Raw genomic sequence first — 22,144 nt, 5'->3', positions numbered from 1 at the left:
GCACTTTATTGCTCATCATCACAGTTAACCTGATTGCTCACTTGCTGTTTGTACTGTCGATTGATATCGACGCCTGGTGATCAACCAAGCCAGCAAGGCTGCCGCCACATAAATGCCCGCAGCTGTAGCAAACGCCAGACTATATCCCCCGACCACATCAGAGGCTATGCCCGTAATGGCCATCAAAGAAGCCAGTCCGAATGTCGGGCCCAGTTCCATCGAAGTATTCATCACTCCTCCCGCCAGACCGGCCTGATGCTGGGGTACATTCATGGTGGACAGCACAGCTGATCCCGAAAACATGAGCGATGTCCCCAAAGTCAGAATAACGATGCCCGGCAGTAATCCTGACACATAGGTGACTTCCTGATGAATGCCCGCCAGCAGGCTTAACCCGACAGCGCCAGTCACTAAGCCGCTGATTGTTACTTTCAGTGCTCCCAGGCGCCCGACAATGCGGCTTGCTGCTTGGTTCATGATCAGTAGGGTTAAGGTATAAGGCACAAAGGCACCTGCTGTTTCAAGCGGGGTCCAGCCTTGTTGAATCTGAAGGAACAGCGACAGCAGGAAAGTGACCAGCCCCATACTGGCGGCAGCCAGAAGAATACCCACCAGGCCCACAATACGATTCGGTTCACCGATAAATCCTTTTGGCAGCAACGGATCATTCACACGCCGCTCAACGGCCAGAAACAGGACGATCAGACAGAAGCCCACCAGTACGGGGACCAAAACCGCAGGGGTTGACCAGCCCAGTTCGCCGCTGGCTATCAGGCCATAGCTACCAATGGAAATACCCAGTGTGGCCAGCAAGGCACCGAGAGGGTCAAGCCCGATCTTATGTGTAGCTGTCTGGCTGTGCGCGTCTTTAGGTAGCACCCATTTCACAGCCATTAATCCGATGATGGCGATAAGCACAGGAACAACAAACATCCAGCGCCAGGAAACCCAGGTCGTTACCACGCCGGAGGCGAGAAAACCCACACCACCACCCAGCACTGATACACCTCCCCAGGTTGCCATTGCTCTCATGAAAGCGTTCGGGTCCGGAAACAGTGTGCGCAAAACAGCAACAGCAGCAGGTGCCGTCAAAGCAGCGCCCACTCCCTGCAAAAAACGCATAGCAACCATCATGTTGAAGTGAGTTGAAAAAGCCGCAACCGCCGAAGCCAGACCAAAAACACAAAGGCCCACTGTGAATAATTTCAATCCGCCGAATCTGTCGGTCAGCCGGCCTCCGAACAACAACAACCCGCTGAAAGGCAGCCCATATGCCGTGCTGACCAGAAGCAAATCTGCAGCCTGAAGCCCGAATTCGCGTCCGATATCCGGCAATGGGATGCCAATCATAACAATGGTGAAAATCAGTGTCGCCTGCACCACAGCCAGCAGGGGGAAAGCAAGTTTAGATGCAGACAGCACGTCCGTACCCATTGTCACCTGTGCATCCTGTTGTTCCTTGAGAGTCATCCCGGAATCCTTATGTAAATAGCCAACTAACGTCTGTTGAATGTTGAAATAACATTCAATTGAATTATTGATTGATATTCAGCATAGGATACCAGTCACCTATGTGTCAACGTTCAATTGATATTCTGGATGTTTATTCGGGGTGCTTATCCTGGATACTTAGAGAAAAGGTTTCTCACCGAACCCTCTCAGTGCGAAACCCAGGTCACTATGATAACCATATCGTTATGAAAACCACGCAATTATGAAGCCATGGAGACACTCAGATTGGATCAGAGAGCGTCAACTTTAAAGCCGGCCGCTTTCCATTCAGGCACACCATCGTTTAAACGGCGGGCAGATAAACCTTTTTCTTTAAGTGCATTAACCGCCGTTATAGATAACGAGCAATAAGGACCACGGCAATAGGCGACAATTTCCTGCTCTTCAGACAGCTCTGACAGCCGCACTTCCAGCTCGCCGAGTGGGATATTGATCGCGCCGGGCAAGTGCCCTTGCTCGAATTCTTCTTCCGGGCGCACATCCAGTAAGGTCACACTATTTTCCTGCATTCGGACCAGTAACTCTTCCCGCGAAATGGCTTCCACATCCTGCTGATGATGCAAAGTGCCTTTAACCAGTTTTCTGATCTCTGAGTGATTGAACTCGGCAAACTGACGCAATGCCATCAGGAGTTCAACAACGGGCGCATCACCGAGACGATAGAACACATGCTTGCCTTCGCGGCGGGTCTGGACATAGCCATTTCGCTTTAGTTGCTGCAAGTGCTGGGATGTGTTTGCCACTGTCAGATCTGCCAGTTCTGCCAATTTTTCAACAGACTTTTCCCCCTGGGCGATATGCTCCAGCAGTATGAGCCGGTGGGCGTTTCCTAATGGCCGGGCGAGGTCAGCCAACTCTGAATAAATATGATACTGATTGTTTATTGTTGACATAGAAGATTAACTGCCCCATCATTCAATCGATTTATTGAATTATATAGCATTATCAGTGAATTGATACCGCCCTTGCCTCATTTGCTGACATTTTTATAGTTAACCGCGCAGCAGCGTGCGATAAACCAACAAGGAGACAACCAAGATGGAACCTGATTTCATACTAAGCGCCATCGCTCTGGGTATAGGCGCCACCCTGGTCATGGACCTGTGGGCACTTTTCCTGAAAGTCTGTTTTAAGATCCCTTCTCTGAACTATTCCATGGTTGGCCGTTGGATCGGGCACTTCCCTAAAGGGCAATTCACCCACGCCAATATTGGTAAGGCAGAACCCGTCGCAGGTGAAACACTGCTTGGCTGGACGGCACATTATGCGATAGGCATTTGCTTCGCCGCCGTGCTGCTGTGGGGCTGGGGACTGGAATGGGCGGCCTCTCCGACCTTACTGCCCGCTTTAATTGTGGGTGTGCTGACTGTAGTTGCGCCATTTTTCCTGATGCAACCGGGTATGGGAGCTGGCGTGGCTGCCTCCAAAACACCACAACCCAATACCGCCCGATTACGCAGCCTGCTGGCTCATACCTCATTCGGTGTGGGGTTATATCTGACGGGGATAATATTGTCAGTTTATTGAATGCCATTTCAGGACGGGACAGAGTCAGCAAAAAAGCCCCCGAACCATTCGGGGGCTTCATCAACATGAACCAAACTGTTTCTGCACCAGAAGCTGGTTGATATTTTCACGGCCGCCGAGTGATCCAGCTTGGCGCGGGGGCAATGTCACTCACAGCGAAAACATCGGAGACATACCGGTATCCTGCCCGTTCATGAGCAATGCGCCGATCACCATCAGCAACACGCCGCAAAGTAGCTGAAGAGAATAACCGGCCAGTTGCCAGCCTGCCTTGCTGTGACTGTTGTCAGTCATCAGATACCGCTGAACCAATTGTTTTCCTGTTAGTGTCATGATTGCAATCAGAGACGTTGTGAATGCAGTCCCTGCGGCCATCACGATGGCACTGACAATACCCATCCAGTAAAGCCCGGCAAGATTGGCAAACAAAAGCACCATCACAGCTCCCGTACAAGGCCGGATCCCAATGGATGCCACAATAGCGACATACTCCCTCCAGGTTGAGGCCCGGTTGATTGCTTCCGCATCTGCGACATGCTGGTGTCCGCATCCGCAGTCCGCATGGTGATCATGACCCTGAGCGGTTTGTCTTGACGCAGTGGCGCGAATAGCCGGACGGTGAATCGCTGATGTTAACGCGGACTGGTACGGCGTAGCTGAACGCACCACCGGGAATGCTAATGACGCAGATGACGCAGATGACAAGGATGAAGCATGGCGCTGAGCACCACGTACTGAATGATAAATTTGCCTGATTGCTTTCCAGCAGATCAAGCCACCCAGTACCACAACCAGCGTAAAGCTCAACGACACGAAAACCATCGCTTTCTCATTCACAACGCGCATCGACGCCTGAAAGCCCCAAACCAGCACACTCACCAGAGCGATGGCAACAAGGGCCTGAAAAAATGCTGAAATGGCAGTCAGCATCAAGCTGGCTTTCACCTTGGTCGGATGTGTCGCGAGGTAGGTTGTCACAATCACTTTGCCATGTCCCGGACCCAGCGAATGCAACATGCCGTAAAGAAAACTGAACCCTGCCAGCGATACGCCGGCGATCAACGGATTAGATTTCGCATCGTATAACAAGTCAGCCAGTTGGGCGTTGACTTCCCGCTGCCACTGAATGCTTGCCACCACCAGGGTTGGCCACACCGACCACAACTGATAAAAGCTGAGAGCCATGACGCATACAAACGTTGCGCTGACATACCAACGACGCAGGTCTATTTTGCTTTGTGCCATTGACTTTATCTCTTCAACTGACTCAAGGATTTCACCTTGCACTGTATCCGGCTGCTTGATGAATCGATTCATTTTACGGCTGCAGTGTGCTCACAATGCATTTGCACGGTTTGCGTAAACAACTGCCCCAACGTGTTATCCGGATTCGCATCGGCGGGCAGAGACATGGCATAGCTCACCTGCTCCGGCGTCGGATTCGGCTCAATGAGTTCAACCCGGCAATCACGGGCAAGCGCATCGGATAACACAACATCCTCTTCACTATTCCATGTCATCCCGAGATAAAAACTCGGCTCAAACACTAACAGTCGCAATGTATCGGGTGTCATTGGCTGAGGGCTGGACAGGGGAAGCACGAAACTGAGCACCAGCTTTGCCCGGTCACGCGTCAGTTGCCCGCTATGGGCCGGTTTGTAGTGAAGCGGCTGATCACCGTCATAAAAATAGGTGAAATACTGATCACCCTGAATGTTTTCCAGCATGGATGCCGCCATCTTACGAAAGGTATGCTGCTCGTTTTCAGGGGAAGTATCCTCACCGTCCAGCATATAAGCGGACGTCATCGCATCAAACGTCCATTCCATTTTAAAGCCAGTGATCACGCCATCCTTTCCCTGGATATGCGTCTTCATATCCGCAAAGGAATGAGGATGCGCCTGTACTGTTGGCGCGACCAAAAGAGCAAACGCCCAGAAGCACCGCTGGATACCTTGCCTGAATCCATCAAAATGTTGCCGAAATCCGTGAATTTGAACCATGTGAGTACTGCTGATCGACATAAAGAAATTGTTATAACATAACGAATGTGAATCACAAGATCGCCGTAGGCGCATCAAATGCATCAGAGGTGCTGTGTTGAGACTCTCCGAGAACCACGACGATAGGCGAGATCCTTGCACGAAAAAAAACGTCATCACAATCTTTCAGCCAACTTCTGAAGAAAGGTAACAGATCGGTAGTACGCCGTGCCAAGCATCTGAGCTAGCTTGACCTGTGTGAATATGCGCTGACTGTGGGCAGAAACATTCCCAGAAGTGGTTTGGTTACTTTGGTTTGGCTGGGGCACTTGTGGGTACTCCGGGTGCCAAAAAACTAGAATTTTTTCCGTGAATTTGTCTCTGGGATAGGGTGATCCACGGACCACTTTAAAAGGACATCAATTCTTGCTGATCATATGTCGCGCTTGAGTTCAGTGCTTCTCTCATCATTGTCTGACGCGCGCCAGTTACTCTTTGCTGGCACAAACAGTAACCAGAAATGCCTTTGTTTCTCTGATGTTGGCCGGGGCGGTTGTAGGCGCTCCCGGCGCCGACAACCTAAAAATACATCCATGTATTTTTCCCCTGATCTGTGAATACATCTAAGTTTTAAAATCGATAGTAGAAATTTGTTACAGGGCACAAGGGCAAGAAGGGCTTCCTCTTTCATCACACCGCCCTGGCAAAAGTCTGGCGGGCACGGCTGCTCGATGCCATTGCACGCCACCCGACGCTTGGGCTGCCTGCGGCACCGCTGCCAACCGCGTGGGTGGTTGACTGCCGTGCGGTCGGACGGGGCCTGCCGGCATTGCAATACCTGTCGCGCTACCTCTACCGTGGCGTTCTGCCCGACAAGGATATTATCCGGTTCCATGACCGTCAGGTGACCTTCCGTTATACCGGACCCGGCAACCGGCAACGCGTACCCTGCCTGTGGTGCAGTTCCTGTGGCTGATCTTGCAGCATGTGCTGCCAAAAGGATTACAACGGGTGCGGGATTATGGCCTGCTGCATGGCAGCGCGCGAACACTGCAGCTCACCATCCAACAGATGTTGCTCAGCTTGCCAACATGGCAGTTGTCTGTGAAAACCGAGCCATTGAAAGCAACACGGGACTGCCCATGCTGCCAGCATGCCATGCACTGCGTCGGCATCACCCGACCGGGATAGCCGAAAGGCAAACAGAATAAGGAGAATGCGTAGCATCACCAACGAGGAGGAAGCCAATGCAAGACCGAATTCAGGCGGTAACCCATTGAAGTGAAACACACCGTGATCACTTCCCGGCTGCGCTCCCCTGAAGAAAACCGCGGGCGCAACCCCCACCGAATCCCAACCGACCAATTTGCTTAATAAGGCTGTCCGGGCTTGTTCAACACCCGGATAGATGTGCCGGCTGCGCGACACGTATCCTTATTTGTTAAACGTTTTTTTGCGAAAAATGTTCAACAACCTTCATTCCTACAACTGTATTTTTATGGTCAAAGAAACCCAAATATTTTTTCAGATCTGATGTACCACTGCGGCTAAGAATCAGTTTATTAACCATGGAACGAATGCCAAATTGGTTTACTAGTGTGTTTAGTGGCTGTCCTTTTACTGCTACCTTAAGTACACCAATACCGGCTGTGAATGTAGGAGCATTAGAGTCTACGGAGTCAATTGTTGAATCAACGTACAAAGAGATAGATTGAAGAATTTTGGAAAATTTATTCATGTCTTTGTAACTGCCATCACTTAATGCTTGCTGATAGCAATTTAACCAATCTCTTAGCTCTTGGTACTCACTTCTCAATTGAAGAGCCACTTTAATCATATCACTCGCAGTATTTGACTCTTGTATTACTCTGATTGGCAATGGAAGCATGTTTACATTTAATGCATATAACTCACTACCAGCATTGTGTAATGAAGCTATAGAAGCTCTTTTCTCTGAGACTAGTCGGTTTAGTCTTAGCACTGAGTCTTCGTTTGAAACCATTATCCCAGCATCAGTAAAAAAGCGCTTTCTCACAGGGTGTGGTGTATATCCTTTTTCATAAACAAAACCTCTAGCCAACATCCCTGCACCACCCCATAAAGTTTGGGATAAATAACCATGAGGAGCATATCTATTTTGAAGAAAACCTACACGGTTTTCTTCGTGATCTTTCTTTAAATCTGATGTTAGACTCAAACGGTCAATAAATTCGTCTCGTGGTCCTTGCAGTCTTTTATAGTCCACTAGAAAAGGATAAGGTCGGATGACACCTTGAGATACAGCTTCTTGAAATGGATTGCCTTCATGATTCCAAGCATGGATAAACTTTTCTTCAACTAAAATCTGATCACGTAAAATTATATCAGTAAGCAAATCAAACAGTGCTTCAGTATTAATGATGGCACTCAAGCTATCTTCGTAAGAATAACTGTCATTTTCTTTATCGATTACTATGTAATGTGATTTGCTTTCGCCAACACCTTTGGTCAATAATTCACCAACATTTTGTAATGACCAATTATCCGAAATTACACTGTGACTCATTTGCGATCCTTTAAATACTACTGATTCTGAAGTTGATAAAAACGTTTAACGCCGCCAGCACGCGCGGCTTTGTAGCGAAGGCGAAAGCCGTAGCGAAAAAGACGTCGCCGTGCCTGGCCTTGTTAGGAGACTCACTCATACCAACTCGAAATATCTACACTGAATCTATTAAGGTTAATAGAGCTACCCAATGGTTGTTTAAAAAGAACTTCCATTTCACTGTATACGGGAAACGAAGCTGGAATTTCAGCACCATCTCCTTTACGCCGATCGGATGCTGACCCATACATTAAGGTCGCACCAATACTCCCCTCAACATGCATTTCCAGAGAGTTAACGCCGATTTTAACAACATGAATTTTTTCCGCTGTTATTTCCTCAATGTACTGGTGGGTCGATATTTCCATTAACTCAACAACCGATTCGCTGTTTATTCTGTCAATCAGAACACCATCGATATCATCGAAAAGCTTATCCGCAACTTTTGTTCTCAGCTCATCAATCTTATTAACAAAGTCAAGAGTTGCTGAAAGGCATTCATCTGCTGTTCTTTCCGTCTCTTCTATTGAACTTTTAAATGTTGCTTCTTCTATGTGTGTAAATTCACTTAGACGATTGATGATAGCTACCAATTCGCTTGAAACCTCATCTAACTCATCAATGTAAAGTTTTTTCGTTACATAAAAATCAGAAAGGCCGCCTTGGATCGCAAATTTAATGCGGTGTTTTCGAGTAATCCCTGTAGATGATGTTTTCTCTGGCGCAAACCATTGGCATTGCTGAAGCTCATCATCTGGCGCCAATCGATGTAAAACATGCCTTGTCAGTTCGCGCAGAGCATAGGCAAAGTTGTTTAATCTAAGTGGGTTTGGTGTCAAAAGATTAACAAAAGCAGAGTCCAATAACTCTTTCTCAAAGCCATCAAGAAGGACACTGTTAATTCTTTCTTGGTATTGCTCTTTCAATCGATCCATTTACCCTCCTAACGCCCTGTTAAGGGGTGAGCAACGCAATACTGATGCCTCTGCATACCACCTTAATCACTTAGACCAACGCATAGTGAAAATGCCACGCGTTGAGAATCCCTCTTAAACAGATTGTTAGAAAAATTCTTGAGTTAGAAACACCTTTTCTACTGGGCCAAGATTATATAGTTCACCATTTTGTAAAAAGATATCTTTGGCATCCTTATTCATCTGATTTAAAAATTCTGACGAAAATACTAGTTTCTCTTTTGTAACATACATTAGGTCTATGAGTTGAAGTTCGTAATCAGCAGCCATCTGAGTGGCAACTTGTTTAGATGTTTCATTATCAAGCCAACAAACAAAAGCTTTTGAGTCCTCAAAAAAATCGATCTTGAACCAAAACAATATACATTCCTCTGTATCTTCTTCCATAGTGCAATCAAATACTTCGGAAAAGCAGTACCCTAGTTTAGGTTGACCTAATTCTCTATACTTAATGCAGTAATCTTGGTTATTAATCCCTGCATAAACCTTGTCGTAAACTTTCGAAAGAATTGAAACCCTTTCTAAGAGAATTTGTTTCTTACTCTCAAAGTGTTGTACAACCTGTTTAACTGGAGGAGAATCCAACAACTCATCCTCAATGTCATCTACAAATTTGTCTACCCCGCTAACTTGAAGGAGAAGATCAAACTTCTTTCTACGTATTGAGCGCAAACACTGCTTGTTTACAAAGTGTTCGTTCAATGAGGGGGAGCAATTTTCAATATCAGAAAACAATTTTGAATCATGCTCAGAACAATATCCTGGGAAGTTACTAGCATTTCTCTTATGTACTTCTTTCTCATGATAAAAAAATGCATTTCCTGATATATTTTTATCAATAATTACTACGTTTGAATCAAGATCTGCGAGGTGCTTAAGAAATAAATTCTCCGATATTTCATGGGAGTAACATGATTCAACCTCACAATTCTCGTGCCCACATTGCCACATTTCTTTACGTTTTAAGGGAAAATAAAGCTGATTTAGCAGTTTTTTATTGTTTTTATTAATATCATCTGGGAGGTTTTTGTAGAAGTTATCAAGTAACAGTGAGCTCATTAGCTCATTACCCTGAGTTAATTCTTCTATTTCAACCAAGTAATCTGAATAACTTTTCTCCATACGTCCTCATTTTTCTAACGTTGCCATCTGCAGCGGCCGGAACGCTTTTAGCGCGAAGCGCGTTGTGTAGGCCGTCTGCAGCATGGCCTTGTTAAGCGGGCCCCACGAAACGCCAAACCTCCCGCTTGAAACCAGACTTCTTGCCGCTCTCTAAACAATACGGGAAAGCCCAGCTACTGGAAAATATTTCTACTAATTTTTGCGCATTGGCGGACGACATACCCGAAAAGTTGGTCTCTACATGCTCAGGAAATCCGCCAATGGCAGGCACATCAAAAGTGACCTCTAGAGTACAGTTACCACATGGCATATCAATTGGGTTCATTGCCGCCAGAGGCAACAAATATCCTTGGTCATTTCTTTGCTCATGACCACAAGCTTGTGGGCGTACGACTTCAGCATCCACTGGAATAACACTACCCCATGCAAATACTGAGAAAAGAAACAAGAGCAACGCAGAATATTTCATCGTAAATGCCGCTTAACGCCGCAAACAGCGGCTGTTTGAAGTGGCATGGAGCGAAGCGGAAGACACTTTAAACTGTCCGACTGCTTTGCTTTGTTAAATCTAGCGACCACTACGAAGCCATCTTATGGATTTAATGATTAACTGTGGCAAGTAGTACCACCAAACAGTACCAACAATACCTATATATAGGGCGGGGTACCAAAAGTTTGGTATGTCTCGGTAGATACTGTAAGCCCCTTCATCTCCGGCAATATCCACGAAATTGATCATCTCAACCACGTAGGCGAGCGGCACCATGCCCCAAGCTACAGGAAAATCTATTGTGAGGTACAGAAGCCACGCCATAACCGCACTTGGATCAGTGCTATTTGCAATTGCATACCCCATAAAGAAAACGGATATGAGGTGTAACATTGCCAGTGTTGCAGAGATTTTTCGTATCATAAAGATTTAACATTTTATTCAACGACACCATGTCGTATAACTCTGTCATATAACTCTTTCAATCAGAAATAACTTAAGGTATTGATTATATTGAACTAAATGCGCTTAACCAGATAAATCTATCAGTAAGATACACGACATCATGTCGTATATCCTACTCAACCCACTTCTGCTAACCAACTGATATTTAATACTTTTCTTGTATTTCATGACTTACACCAAATATCAGCGACGCATAAGCTTGTGAGAAAAGCGACATCGGTCATTTACCCTGCACAAAGAAGCCTCAGCATATCCACCCATCTACAGAAACTGCACTCGTTGTATGGATTGCCGCCTGCGCGGCAATGACAGAAGTGAATAATGAATGCCTGGCTGAAAACACACTGTACAACAACAACCACAAGATCCAAGAAATCCTCTCCCCCAGGGAAAAATTCATGGACGAATTTTTAGGTTGTCGGCGCCGGGAGCGCCTACAACCGATCCGGACAACACCAAAGAATCAAAAGGCATTTCTGGGCACTCTTTGGGCCAGCAAAGAGTGTCTGGCGCGCATCCGGAAATGGTGAGATTGCCACCAAACGTAAGCGCGACATACCCGCAAAATCCTCAGAATTACCCCAAACCACGCTACCGCCAAAGCGCTCTATCAAGCCCCCCCTAAACATCCCGTTTCCAAGACTAGAACACGGTTTCAGGGTTGATGTATTGAATCAACCACAGTGTGATTTCAGGCAACAAATCAGTACAACGGCCTTGTTTTGCAATGTCTTCACCGCAGACGAGCGACCTGAAAGTACGCTCGTCTGGGTTAACTCAACCTGAAAGGTTTGCCCGCTTTGCCGGGCAACAAAAAAATGCCCGGACAAGCACTGCCCCTCTAACCAACAATGGGGCAAAAGCCTGTCACACATTCCCTCCCCAATACATGACTTACTTCAACCTTTCAGGTTGTCGCCTGGCACGGCGTTAAAGGAAGACGGGTATTTTTAGTTTAATATCATAATGTTATGTCGTCATTCCCGCGGATACGGAAATCCAGAGCTGGCGTCTAGGCCAGCTTAAACCGGTTGATCATCGTCATCAGATCAGCAGAGACATGGATTAACTCATCGCTTGCCTGAGCCATTTGGTTTGACTCAGTCGCCACCGACAAGGACATGTCTTTAAGGCTGACTACATTGCTGTTGATATCATTAAGGGTCAGTGTCTGCTGCTCGGTCGCCGTGGCGACATGCTGATTCATCGCCTGAATTGTCTGTACTTCGGCGTTAATGCTGTTGAGTGCCTCTCCGGCATCTGCTGAGATTTTCGAGGCATTGGCAGCTTTTTCTGTCCCTGTTGCCATCACTTTCACCGCATTTTCCGCACCATACTGCAACTGCTCGACGATTTTCTGGATCTCCAGCGTCGATTCCTGAGTGCGCTGCGACAGGGTTCTGACTTCATCGGCAACAACGGCAAAACCGCGTCCGGCTTCACCGGCACGGGCGGCTTCAATCGCGGCATTTAATGCCAGCAGGTTGGTTTGCTCGGCAATCCCGCGGATTACTTCCAGCACGGTATCCACATTGCGGCTGTTGGCGGCCAGTTGCTCTACCACCTTGCTGGCCTGGTCAATATTATCCGCCAGCAGATTGGCTTCCTCGACATTTCTGTCAACAATGGCTTTTCCATTCAAGGTGCCTTTGGCTGCCGACAAGCTGGCATCGTTGGCTTCAACAGTACGGCGGCTGACTTCTTCTACCGTCGCCAGCATTTCGTTCATGGCGGTTGCCAGTTGTTCAACATCGTTTTGCTGCTGGTTTAAATTGCCATCGACGGTATGGATTGACGACGATACCTGATTGGCAGCCGTGGCAACCTGAGTGCCCGCCGTACTGATCTGCACCATGATCTGCTGAACCGATGCGACAAACTGATTGAAGTATCGCGACAAGTCCGCCAATTCCCGCGCGCCCTCTTCTCTGAGGCGCTGGGTTAAATCCCCTTCACCACGCGACAAAGTATTCATTGCCTCCACCGTTCGTCGTAACGGTGTGGTGATGGAGCGAATAATCGCAACAACAAGTACGGACAGTATCAGCAGCATAATGGCGGCATTAGTGGCTGAGATAATCTCAGCTTGCCGGATATCCGCCTGTAAGGCTTGCATATTCATCCCACTGCCAATCATCCACTTCCACGGGCCAAACTCTGCGGCATAGCTGGTTTTCGGCTCTTTGACACCACTGTCGCCACTGGAGGTCCAGACATAATCCACAAAGCCACCTCCCCGGCCGGACTGTACATACAGCTCCCGCACAAACTGGAATCCTTCCGCATCTTCTAAATTCAGAATATTGGTACCAACCAGCGCTTTTATTCCGCTGGCCAGTTGCAGACCATCCTTATCGCCTATAAAAACATAATTACCATTATCAAAGCGCATGGCGCTGACTGCTTCAGCTGCCGCAGCCTTTGCCTGAGCCTCACTCAGAACACCTTCCTGACTCAGCCCGTAATAGTAATCAATAATACCAACCGCACTCTCAACAAGATTAACTACACCCTGTTTATAGTTGTTTGCCATGAATTCCCGGGTCTTACTGGCATTAATTACCGTATTGATCAGTAATCCAACAGCAAACAGTGCCAATAATGCCCAGATTCGTGCAGCAATACTTAATCCAGAAAACCAGTTTTTCATTCTGTATTCTCCCTTGCCCGTAATCACTGACTTTCATGTGGGGCACCCAATCTCTGGCCTTCCAGACAGAGATGATGCTGCTGGTGCATTTCACGTATTTTGTCCTGATTCAATTTCAAATCTTCGCCGCTATTGGCAACAAAATGATTCACAGCCTCTTCAAGTGTGGCCAGTAATATGTGCGACTGCGTGACCTGCTGCTCGGTCATTCCTTTTTCTGCGTTGGCAGTTGCTTGACGAATTCGCTTGTCCCGAGCCTTCTGAAATACATTATCCATGCAGTTTCCTTCTTTTAATGGTGTTCGAAGCGATAAACATTGATACGGTTTAGCGCACAGTCGGGCAGGTAAATATGATTGTCCCTTGCATGCAATAAATACGGCATCCAAAGTTGTCCTTTATTGGTATCGGCCCCAAAACCGCTGAAGCTGTCAATGAAGGTTCCGTTTACATCAAATACTTTAATCGCCCGGTTAACCAGATCAGACACAAACAAATGCTGGTTGTCGTAATCAATACTGGTCGGTAATAGAAAGTGATCGCTGTTAATGCTGTAGCCCGGCTGACCAAAACTGTATTGCCAGTTCAATTCATTATCAAAGACCTGGATCCGGTTGTTATTCTGATCGGTAATGTACAGCCGTCCGGAATCACACACTGCGACATCCGTAGGCGTATGAAACTGCCCGTTACCCTGACCTAACTCACCGAATACCTCTACCAGTCCAACAATGCCTGACGGATGTAAACGCCATCGCGCAACCCGGTTATTTCCCGAATCGGCAATGAAAATGTCATTGGTGAGAGGGTCAACAGCCAGACCCTGAGGTTTATTGAACTGCCATGGCAAGCGGCCCATTCCCCCGAAGCTGGTATAGGGTACAAGCTCGCCAATCCTGCCGTCATACTGAAAGATAGTCACTATGCCGCTGAGATAGTTTCCGACAATAATCAGGGGGACATCGGCGTCCAGCTGACCGGGCAGGGGCTGAGCGGGCTGGTAAGCGACGATTCCCAGTGAGCCCGGCATAAGCGGTAAACTAGCCGGTGACGCCGAGTCCTGAGCACCATTTTCACTGGCCTGGAGCTGGAAATTACCGGCGTCGACCATCCACAGTACTTTGCCCGGATTATCAAACTTATCGTTCAGCATCACGCGGATCCACGTCTGTTGCCAACGTTGCACCCACTCAAGCTGAGTAGACACGGCCAGATTCCACCAGGCTGGCATTGCCGCTGGCTGAAACGCTTTCAGCCAGGTTTCCTGCAACGTCAGTTGATGTGTATACCAATGCTCAAACATCCGTTTAAACGGTGAAGAAGTCTCTGCTTTTGCGGCAGCATTCACAGTGCCCGCAACAGCAGTAATAAAATGAAACTGGCCCGGATTATCCCGTTCATCTCCCACAGTAGTAAGAACCCGTGACGATACCCGTTCTCCACCGGATACCTGAGCCAGATCCACACTGTGCAACTGCAGTGATGCCAGAAAAGGCTCAGTAATCAGCAAGCGCTTGCTGTGGTGAACCGCTGTGATTTGAACTGGCGAGAAAAATCCGCCCAAAGCTCCCTGATACCGGCCATCCATGTCATACACAGAAATCGTGTTAGCTTCTGCCCCAGGAACAAGGATCCGGTTCTGAGCCACAGAGACATCTCTGGCTAGTGCCAGGTTATCGATATAGCAGCGGCCTGATGCCGAAAAGGGCACCCCTTTACCTTGCCAGTCACAACGTACGACAGTAGCAAAGCCGGTATTTGCGATATATAAATACCCCTTATCATCCAGACTCATCCCCTGAGGCCAGAGAAAATGCAGCGGTTCACTGTCGGTCTCTATGTGGTGAATGGCGCGGCGATATTCACCATCTTCTGAAAAGACCACCAGCCTGCTGGCTCCTCCCTCCCCTTCATAAAACTCATCAGCAACACACAGTTCTCCCTGATACAACGCCATACCATTGGGCCCTTTCAGCGCGATATCAGGCGCATCACCAAAACGTTTTACGGACCGGATTGACAGCGATTTGTCGTATTCCAGAATGTGTATCCGTCTGTTACCGATATCACTCACATAGATCCAGTTTTTATCAGGATGCGGGCAGACACGAAACGGCATATTAAACTGCTGTTCGCCATCACCTGTCGTGCCATAGGTCGCCAGAACCTGCTCCATATCTGAGTCAAACACCAGCAGCCGATTATGCGCCGTATCTGCCAGCCAGATGTGACCGAAATGATCAATGCAATTTCCCACCGGCGTATTAAGAGACACATTTCCAAAGGCCGTGCAGGGTAAGGTCGGCAAACTTGTATGTACGCTGCCAATCGAAGCGAGAAACTGTATGCCCATCGGGTTAGCCTGCTGATAATTAAATCAAAAGTATTGTGATAGTCTTCCTGTATGAATAGATGAGCATAGAGTTATTGGGAAGAACTCTGTTCTAAAATTTGATAGCGCTCAAAATTCATACAAAAGGTGCAGATTAACTGACAATAAAATTGGTAATTCCCAGAATGGTAAATATTTAACAACGTCAATTTTACGTCAACGTAAGTTATTGAATAAAAAAGCCAGCCATGAGTATTCCTCTGGCTGGCTCGTGCCGCGTCATGCAATGATGCGCGGCTTGTTATTTTCTGAGTGTGGTGCAATTTGTCGTATTAACCGGGCACTGTTATGCGGTAGTGTCTACCCACACCTCCCCTTTCTCTACTTTCACTGGCCAGACAGGCACACTGACGTCGGGCTGCTCCAGACACTGGCCGGTTTGCAGGCTAAAATGCTGTTTATACAGGGGTGAGGCCACACACACTTCCCCTTTGATGTCTCCCACTATGCCTCTGGCAATCACAAACGCCTTGCCGATAGGGTCCCAGTTATCCAGCGCAAAGACCGCTGGCTCCTGGGTTGGCAGGTAAAAAAGGGCCAGTTGCCGCCCTCCCACTATTGCGCCCATTCCTGAATTGGCGATCAGGGCATCCAGATCGCAGACTTTATCCCAGCTCATGCGCCCTCCTGTTCTGTTTGCTGAATTAACTCCGTCTTAGGATCGACCATCCGAACCGGAATGCGCTGACCGCGTTCGCGTCGGTAATCCGGTGTTGCAGCGGCGTCACCTTCATTGACAAAGCGGCGGAAGCGGGCCAGTTTTTCCGGCGTTGACAAGGTGGTTTTCCATTCACACTGATAGGTGTCCACCACATGATTCATTTGCGCTTCCAGCTCGGCGTTGAGGCCCAGGCTGTCGTCGACCACCACACTGCGCAGGTAGTCCAGACCGCCCTCCAGATTTTGCAGCCACACGGAGGTGCGCTGCAGCTTATCGGCCGTGCGGACATAGAACATCAGCACCCTGTCTATCATGGTCACCAGCTCATCGGTAGACAGATCAGACACCAGCAGATCCGCATGGCGCGGGCGCATCCCGCCGTTGCCGCAGACATACAAATTCCAGCCATTTTCTGTTGCAATCACACCGATGTCTTTACTCTGTGCTTCGGCGCATTCCCGGGTACAACCGGATACGGCAAACTTGAGTTTGTGCGGTGAGCGAAGCCCCTTGTAACGGTTCTCCAGCATAATGGCCAGGCCCATTGAGTCATCCACGCCATAGCGGCACCAGGTGGAGCCGACACAGGATTTGACGGTTCTCAATGACTTGCCGTAGGCATGACCGGTTTCAAATCCGGCGTCAATCAGCGCCTGCCAGATATCCGGTAACTGCTCGAGCTGAGCACCAAACAGATCGACACGCTGACCGCCGGTGATCTTGGTGTACAGGTCATATTTCTTAGCCACTTCCCCTAACACAATCAGTTTTTCCGGGGTGATCTCGCCGGCCGGTATCCGGGGCACAACTGAATAACTGCCGTCTTTTTGCATGTTAGCCAGGAAGGCATCATTGGTGTCCTGTAGCGGCTGATGCCTGGCATCCAGCACATGTTCATTCCACAGGGAGGCAAAAATCGAGGCGGCGGCGGGTTTGCAGACATCACAGCCCATCCCCTGACCATGACGGGCGATCAGCTCGTCAAAACTGCGAATTTGCTCGACCCGGGCCAGATGGAACAGCTCCTGACGGGTATAAGCGAAGTGCTCGCAGATGTGGTTATTGACTTCCATGCCCAGGGCGGCCAGCTCTTCATCGAGTATGGCTTTCACCATAGTGCTGCAGCCGCCGCAGCCTGTGCCGGCCTTGGTGCAGCTTTTTAATTCAGACAGCTCGTGCGTCCCGGCCTGCACCGCGTCGGCGATGTCACCACGTGTCACATTGTGGCAGGAACAAATGATGGCACCGGCGTCTTTGCTGCCCTGCAAAGAAGAACAATCAAACAGCAGCTCAGCCGGATGCGCAGGCAGCGGCATGCCATTGAGGTAGCATTGCAACAGGGCGTCATAGTCCTGATTATCGCCAATCAGGATTGCCCCCAGCAGTTTGTCGCCGGCGTCATTCACCACCAGTTTCTTGTAGACACCGGCGCGCATGTCCTGCAGTACCATCTCCTGGCAGCCTTCGCCCTGACCCAGCGAGTTACCGATGGCAGACACATCGACGCCCATCAGCTTCAGCTTGGTGCTCATATCCGCGCCGCTGAACCGGCTGTCAACGCCAAGAATCTGATCGGCCGTAATGCGCGCCATGCTGTAACCCGGTGCCACCAGCCCAAAGATTCGCTGCTGCCACAGGGCGCATTCTCCGATGGCGTAAATATCCGGATCGCTGGTCTGGCAGGCATCGTTAATCACAATGCCGCCGCGCTCGCCGATCTCCAGACCACACTGGCGCGCCAGCGTATCCTGCGGCCGGATACCGGCAGAGAAGACGATCACATCCACTTCCAGCGGCTCATGGTCGCTGAAGTTCATTCTGTGATACGCGGTTTCACCATCGGTGATCGCCGTGGTGGCACGCTGAGTGTGGACCTGCACACCCAATTCAGACACTTTGCTTTTCAGCAGCGCACTGCCTGCATCATCAATCTGCACCGGCATCAGCCGGGGCGCAAATTCCACCACATGGGTTTCCAGGCCCAGCAAGCGCAATGCATTTGCCGCTTCCAGCCCGAGCAGGCCACCGCCCACCACGGCACCGGTTCTGGCACCGGCACAGGCGGTTTTGATCGACGACAAATCATCCAGAGTGCGGTAGACAAAGCAGTTGTCCCGGTCGCTGCCCTGCACAGGCGGCACAAAGGGGAATGAACCGGTTGCCAGCACCAGCTTGTCATAGGCCAGCTGGGTATCGCTGGCGAGTGTCACTCTTTGCTTGTCGCGATCAATCGCCACAACCTGCTCACCAAGCAGCAACTCAATGCCATTGTCCTGATACCACTGCTCACTGCTGAGCAGCAGATCCTGATGTTCGCTGCCGGAAAACAGCGACGACAGATGCACCCTGTCGTAGGCGACAAAGCGCTCTTCACCCAGCACAATGATCTGATAACGCTGATGGGCGTTCTTCGCCACCAGTTGTTCAATCAGGTGATGGCCGACCATGCCGTTGCCCACCACCAGTAATTTTTCTCTTTGCATCAACATAATACTCTCCTGCACATTCGCGATGTCACTGCTGCGCCCGATCAGGCCACTTTCTTGTTGCTTTTCTTGTCCGGGATCGGCTCCACCTTGCGCTGTTTCTCATAGAGGAAACGCAGCACGCTTTGTCTCAGCCGCTGGTAAACCGGATCATCGGCCAGCGCGACCCTGTCCCTTGGCCGCGGCAATTCGATATCCAGCACCTCGCCGATCGTCGCCGCCGGGCCGTTGCTCATCATCACGATGCGGTCTGACAGCAGCACCGCCTCATCGACGTCATGGGTGATCATAATGACGGTGTTATTGAGCTCGGCCTGAATCGCCATCAGGGCATCCTGCAGATGCGCACGGGTCAGGGCATCCAGCGCGCCGAAGGGCTCGTCCATCAGCAGCACCTTGGGCTGCATGGCCAGCGCCCGGGCAATGCCGACCCGTTGTTTCATCCCGCCGGAGATTTCATCCGGCCGCTTGTCATGGGCGTGATCCATCTGCACCAGTTGCAGGTAATGCATCACCTCATCGCGGATCGCCGCCGACGCTTTGCCTTTGCAGACCTGCTTCACCGCCAGCTCGACGTTCTGGTACACGGTCAGCCAGGGCAGCAAGGCATGGTTCTGAAACACCACAGCCCGTTCGGGTCCCGGCCCGTCAATTTCACGGCCTTCCAGGATCACCCCACCGTCCGTTGCATCGAGCAAGCCCGCAACCAGATTGAGCACGGTGGATTTACCGCACCCTGAGTGACCAATCAGAGAAATGAATTCTCCTTTATTGATGGTGAAGTTGACGTCTTTCAGCGCCACAAATTCGCCGTTTGGCGTCGGAAATCGCATTCCCAGATAACTGAGCAATAAATATTCGCGTGACATGGTTCTCTCCTTGTCTTCAGCTGACTCAGCGCAGGCTCAGCTGTTTATTCCATGAAAAATGTCGTTGCAGGCTGAGCATGCCGCGGTCGAGCAGCAAACCAATAAAACCTATGGTCACAACGGCCACCATGATTCTGCCCAGTGAGGCTGAGCTGCCGTTTTGAAACTCATCCCAGACGAACTTGCCCAGCCCCGGGTTTTGCGCCAGCATTTCTGCGGCGATCAGCACCATCCATGCCACACCGAGCGACAAGCGCAGACCGGTGAAAATCATGGGCACGGCAGACGGCAGCACTATGGTTCGGACATGCTGCCAGCGCGACAGCTTGAGTACCCGGCTAACGTTGAGCAGATCGTTATCGACCGCGGTGACGCCCACTGCCGTATTGATCAAGGTCGGCCACAGGCTGCACATCGCAACGGTAAACAGCGAATTGAGAAAAGACTTAGACACCAGAGGGTCATCGCTGACATAGAGCGCACTCACCACCATGGTGACGATAGGCAGCCAGGCCAGCGGCGACACCGGTTTTAACAGCTGAATCACAGGGTTAAAGGCCGCGTACAGACTCTTGTTCAGCCCCAGCACGATTCCGGCAGGAATGGCTAAGGCAGAAGCCAGCAGGAAACCGGCGGCCACGGTCAGCAAACTGGTGCCAATCTGATCAAAGAAAGTCGGCTTACCTGTGTACTCACGGGTTTTCACCTCTGCCTGCGGATTTTGCGCCAGTATGGCGGTATTGCGCTTTTCCTGACGCTCGTAGAACGCGGCTTCGCGGCTGCGTTCACGCTGATGTTCGTCCACCAGACCGCTGAATTGCTGCCAGGTCTGCGCGGGGCCGGGTAAAGTCCCCAGCGAGGTGTTGACCTGACTGGCCGCCAGATGCCAGATCACCAGAAAAACCAGCAGTCCCAGCGCAGGAAAGGCCAGTCCGCGACTGAAATGAATCACCCGGGCTGGTTTCGGGATAGCCGGTAATGTGAGAATCGATGCCATGAGCGGTACTCCTTACAGTGTGTCGTCGCCTTTCAGACCAATCGCGAACTTGTTGAGGTAGGCATTGGGCTGTTGGCCATCAAAAGTGATCTGATCGATAAAACCTTGCTGGGGAGGACGGAAACCGTCTTCCTGGTCAAAGTCAGGAAAATCGGCCGCCGTCAGCTTGCCTTCTTCGATTAAGGCTTCAGCGGCCTGACGGTAGATATCCGGCCGGTAGACTTGTCTGGCGATCGACATATACCAGTCATCGGATTTCGCTTCAGGGATCTGCCCCCAGCGGCGCATCTGGGTCAGGGTCCAGACGGCATCGCTGTAATACGGGTAAGTGGCGTGGTAGCGGAAGAACACATTGAAATCCGGCGCCGGGCGGATATCGCCTTTCTCATATTCAAAGGTGCCCGTCATGCTGTTGGCAATCACCCTGGCATCTGCCCCCACATACTGGCTGCGGGCGAGTAAGGCCACCGCTTCCTGCCGGTTGGCATTGTTTTTTTCGTCAAGCCAGTGCGCGGCGCGGATCAGGGCTTTCACCACTCGAATATGGGTATTGGGATAGGCATCGGCCCAGGCTTTGCTGACCCCGAACACTTTCTCCGGGTTGTTACGCCAGATGTCGTAATCGGTAATCACCGGTACGCCTATCCCTTTGGATACGGCCTGCTGATTCCAGGGCTCGCCGACGCTGTATCCCTGAATGGTCGCGGCCTCCAGCGTCGCCGGCATTTGCGGCGGTGGGGTGACGCTCAGCAGCACATCCGCCTGACGCTGGCCGCTGTTGTCGCCGTGGGCCGGATCGTAATACCCCGGATGTATTCCCCCGGCGGCTAGCCAGTAACGCAGCTCATAGTTGTGTGTGGAGACAGGAAACACCATGCCCATGTTGAACGACTTACCGTCCGCCTGATACGAGGCAATCACGGGTTTGAGCACGCTGGCGCTGATTGGGTGCCGGGGAGTGCCGTTGTCCGTTTTCGCCAGGTTCGGCTTGATCGCGTCCCAGACGTTATTGGCCACCGTGATGGCATTGCCGTTGAGATCCATGCTGAACGCCGTGATCACTTCTGCTTGGGTACCTATGCCTATGGTGGCACCGATCGGCTGCCCGGCCAGCATGTGGGCACCATCCAGTTCGCCGTCAATTACCCGGTCCAGCAGCACTTTCCAGTTGGCCTGGGCTTCCAGTGACACATACAGGCCTTCGTCTTCGAAAAAGAAATTTTCATACGCCACGGCCAGCGGGGCCATATCAGTCAGCTTGATAAAGCCGAACTTCAGCTCATCTTTTTCCGGCGGGCCTATCTGGGCCTGTGCCGGCAGCGATATCAGGCTGGCACTTGCGATGCCGGCTATCATCCATCGATTGATCGATTCCATATCCAAACCTCTTCCATAGATAAAAAACAAAGCGTTAAAAACAAAAAACGCCGCCC

18 protein-coding genes and 1 pseudogene are annotated in these 22,144 nt (G+C 50.2%); 3 read left to right on the top strand and 16 right to left on the bottom strand.

All coding sequences use genetic code 11. The features are described 5' to 3' along the window. Positions 1-24 precede the first annotated feature (24 nt). Together H511_RS22250 and H511_RS0102175 are read right to left on the bottom strand one after the other, a co-directional pair. Positions 25-1,470 carry an MFS transporter gene (locus H511_RS22250; protein WP_081669146.1) on the bottom strand — a complete coding sequence of 482 codons (1,446 nt, stop codon included), beginning with the start codon at positions 1,468-1,470 and terminating at the stop codon, positions 25-27. A 272-nt stretch (positions 1,471-1,742) separates the two neighbouring features. Then, a complete protein-coding gene (locus H511_RS0102175) occupies positions 1,743-2,405 on the bottom strand; it encodes an ArsR/SmtB family transcription factor (protein ID WP_027250837.1) in 663 nt (220 codons plus the stop codon). Positions 2,406-2,550: 145 nt separating this feature from the next. On the opposite strand from H511_RS0102175, the gene H511_RS0102170 reads away from it, so the two are divergent. Beyond that, positions 2,551-3,039, top strand: a complete 489-nt coding sequence (locus tag H511_RS0102170; RefSeq protein ID WP_027250836.1) for a DUF2938 domain-containing protein — start codon at positions 2,551-2,553, stop codon at positions 3,037-3,039. A 150-nt stretch (positions 3,040-3,189) separates the two neighbouring features. On the opposite strand, the gene H511_RS0102165 is transcribed toward H511_RS0102170, so the two are convergent. Both H511_RS0102165 and H511_RS0102160 read right to left on the bottom strand, forming a co-directional pair. Next, the gene (locus H511_RS0102165; protein WP_420835027.1) at positions 3,190-4,224 is read right to left on the bottom strand and encodes a nickel/cobalt transporter; all 1,035 of its coding nucleotides are present in this window, start codon (positions 4,222-4,224) and stop codon (positions 3,190-3,192) included. Positions 4,225-4,352: 128 nt separating this feature from the next. Continuing rightward, positions 4,353-5,042, bottom strand: a complete 690-nt coding sequence (locus H511_RS0102160; RefSeq protein WP_248616558.1) for a DUF1007 family protein — start codon at positions 5,040-5,042, stop codon at positions 4,353-4,355. Positions 5,043-5,682: 640 nt separating this feature from the next. Between H511_RS0102160 and H511_RS24960 the strand changes: the two are divergent. Further along, positions 5,683-6,212: pseudogene (locus H511_RS24960) on the top strand (IS91 family transposase); the annotation flags it as partial. Positions 6,213-6,462: 250 nt separating this feature from the next. Here the strand turns inward: H511_RS24960 and H511_RS0102140 are convergent. From H511_RS0102140 to H511_RS0102125, 4 genes are all read right to left on the bottom strand, one after another. Continuing rightward, positions 6,463-7,566 carry a hypothetical protein gene (locus H511_RS0102140; RefSeq protein ID WP_027250831.1) on the bottom strand — a complete coding sequence of 368 codons (1,104 nt, stop codon included), beginning with the start codon at positions 7,564-7,566 and terminating at the stop codon, positions 6,463-6,465. Positions 7,567-7,697: 131 nt separating this feature from the next. Beyond that, positions 7,698-8,540, bottom strand: a complete 843-nt coding sequence (locus tag H511_RS0102135) for a pPIWI-associating nuclease domain-containing protein (RefSeq protein ID WP_027250830.1) — start codon at positions 8,538-8,540, stop codon at positions 7,698-7,700. A gap of 126 nt (positions 8,541-8,666) precedes the next feature. Then, the gene (locus H511_RS0102130; protein ID WP_027250829.1) at positions 8,667-9,701 is read right to left on the bottom strand and encodes a hypothetical protein; all 1,035 of its coding nucleotides are present in this window, start codon (positions 9,699-9,701) and stop codon (positions 8,667-8,669) included. Between the two features lie 91 nt (positions 9,702-9,792). Further along, positions 9,793-10,170: a hypothetical protein gene (locus H511_RS0102125; RefSeq protein WP_027250828.1), complete on the bottom strand. Its 378-nt coding sequence runs from the start codon at positions 10,168-10,170 to the stop codon at positions 9,793-9,795. Between the two features lie 791 nt (positions 10,171-10,961). Between H511_RS0102125 and H511_RS0102115 the strand changes: the two genes are divergently transcribed. Further along, complete coding sequence (locus H511_RS0102115) at positions 10,962-11,186, top strand: hypothetical protein (RefSeq protein WP_027250826.1); 225 nt, start codon at positions 10,962-10,964, stop codon at positions 11,184-11,186. A 482-nt stretch (positions 11,187-11,668) separates the two neighbouring features. Here H511_RS0102115 and H511_RS0102110 read toward each other — a convergent pair whose 3' ends face one another. From H511_RS0102110 to H511_RS0102075, 8 genes are all read right to left on the bottom strand, one after another. After that, the gene (locus tag H511_RS0102110) at positions 11,669-13,306 is read right to left on the bottom strand and encodes a methyl-accepting chemotaxis protein (RefSeq protein WP_027250825.1); all 1,638 of its coding nucleotides are present in this window, start codon (positions 13,304-13,306) and stop codon (positions 11,669-11,671) included. Positions 13,307-13,329: 23 nt separating this feature from the next. Further along, positions 13,330-13,584, bottom strand: a complete 255-nt coding sequence (locus tag H511_RS0102105) for a hypothetical protein (RefSeq protein ID WP_027250824.1) — start codon at positions 13,582-13,584, stop codon at positions 13,330-13,332. Positions 13,585-13,598: 14 nt separating this feature from the next. After that, positions 13,599-15,659, bottom strand: a complete 2,061-nt coding sequence (locus H511_RS0102100; RefSeq protein ID WP_027250823.1) for an NHL repeat-containing protein — start codon at positions 15,657-15,659, stop codon at positions 13,599-13,601. Between the two features lie 325 nt (positions 15,660-15,984). After that, positions 15,985-16,317: a nitrite reductase small subunit NirD gene (nirD, locus tag H511_RS0102095; protein ID WP_027250822.1), complete on the bottom strand. Its 333-nt coding sequence runs from the start codon at positions 16,315-16,317 to the stop codon at positions 15,985-15,987. Then, entirely contained in the window at positions 16,314-18,842 is a 2,529-nt protein-coding gene (nirB, locus tag H511_RS22245; protein WP_051287718.1) for a nitrite reductase large subunit NirB, read from the bottom strand. The genes nirD and nirB overlap by 4 nt, the downstream gene beginning before the upstream one ends. 47 nt (positions 18,843-18,889) lie before the next feature. Then, positions 18,890-19,714 (bottom strand): ABC transporter ATP-binding protein, encoded by an 825-nt coding sequence (locus H511_RS0102085; RefSeq protein ID WP_027250821.1) that lies wholly within the window; start codon positions 19,712-19,714, stop codon positions 18,890-18,892. A 25-nt stretch (positions 19,715-19,739) separates the two neighbouring features. Further along, on the bottom strand, positions 19,740-20,711 hold the full coding sequence (locus H511_RS0102080) for an ABC transporter permease (RefSeq protein WP_036758411.1): 972 nt from the start codon (positions 20,709-20,711) through the stop codon (positions 19,740-19,742). Positions 20,712-20,723: 12 nt separating this feature from the next. Continuing rightward, complete coding sequence (locus H511_RS0102075) at positions 20,724-22,067, bottom strand: CmpA/NrtA family ABC transporter substrate-binding protein (protein WP_248616559.1); 1,344 nt, start codon at positions 22,065-22,067, stop codon at positions 20,724-20,726. Positions 22,068-22,144 lie beyond the last annotated feature (77 nt).

The organism is Photobacterium halotolerans DSM 18316 (assembly GCF_000425165.1).
GTDB lineage: Bacteria > Pseudomonadota > Gammaproteobacteria > Enterobacterales > Vibrionaceae > Photobacterium > Photobacterium halotolerans.
Note: the sequence above shows the minus strand (reverse complement) of the source record. Positions and strands in the feature narration are given on the sequence as shown.